This window comes from Alcanivorax sp. HI0044, from assembly GCF_001634945.1.
Map to the genome: position 1 here is coordinate 1 of NZ_LWEZ01000064.1, position 1,047 is coordinate 1,047.

General features: G+C 58.8%; 1 protein-coding gene and 1 tRNA gene. Both read left to right on the plus strand.

Going from position 1 to position 1,047, the window contains the following annotated elements; translation table 11 throughout:
• Positions 1-880, plus strand: an 880-nt coding sequence (ispE, locus tag A3730_RS00860; protein WP_063537265.1) for a 4-(cytidine 5'-diphospho)-2-C-methyl-D-erythritol kinase, incomplete at its 5' end; no start/stop codon positions are given.
• A gap of 20 nt (positions 881-900) precedes the next feature.
• Positions 901-976: transfer RNA gene (locus tag A3730_RS00865), tRNA-Gln, on the plus strand.
• Positions 977-1,047: the final 71 nt, after the last annotated feature.

Consider the following 1,047-nt stretch of genomic DNA (forward strand, 5'->3'; position numbering starts at 1 on the left):
CAAGCTCAACCTGTTCCTGCACATCACTGGCCGCCGCGATGATGGCTACCATCAACTGCAGACCGTGTTCGCACTGCTCGACCATGGCGACACCCTGGCATTCTCCCCGGCAGACGCCCTGTCACTGCAATGCCACACGGAAAACAACCAGGACACCCTCCCCACGGATGACAGCAACCTGATTCTGCAGGCCGCCAGAGCACTGCAGGCGCACACCGGCAGCAACAAGGGGGCGGCGATCACCCTGACCAAACGCCTGCCACTGGGCGGCGGCGTGGGTGGCGGCTCCTCCGACGCCGCCACCGCCCTGCTGGGTCTGAACAAACTCTGGGAGCTGGGCCTGACACTGCCGGAGCTGGCCGATATCGGCCTGGCGCTGGGCGCCGATGTGCCCGTCTTTGTGCTGGGGCACAATGCCTGGGCAGAAGGCGTCGGCGAACAAATTTCCCCCGTCACACTACCAAATGACGCTTTTTTGGTCGTTCACCCCGGAATTCATGTATCAACTGCTCGAATTTTCGGCGACCGGCAATTGACAAGGGATACACCCATCAGTAAATTACCGGCCTCGCTTGAGGCGGTGCTGACCCGCGACTTTCACAACGACTGTGAAGCGGTGGCAACCCGGCATTTTCCGGAAATCGGAAAAACGCTGGACTGGCTCAAGCAACATACGGGTAACGCCCGTATNACCGGCACAGGCGCTTGCTGTTTTTCCCGCCTGACCGGACTGCAACAGGGGCAGCAATTGCTGCAACAGTTGCCACAACACTGGACAGGTTTCGTCGCTCGAAGCTGTAATACTTCTCCTCTCCACCAGATTCTGGGAGAGACACTGGCGAAGTTTCGAGAGACAAAGAATTCAGGCAAACCCGCCTAAGCGGGCCTGAGACCGAGTGTTGGGGTATAGCCAAGTTGGTAAGGCAGCGGGTTTTGATCCCGTTATTCCCAGGTTCGAGTCCTGGTACCCCAGCCATTTTCTTCTGAGGAACCTCTTACCCTTCCCCTTAGTGGTTCCCAAATTCACGACGCAAGACCCCAGGGGGC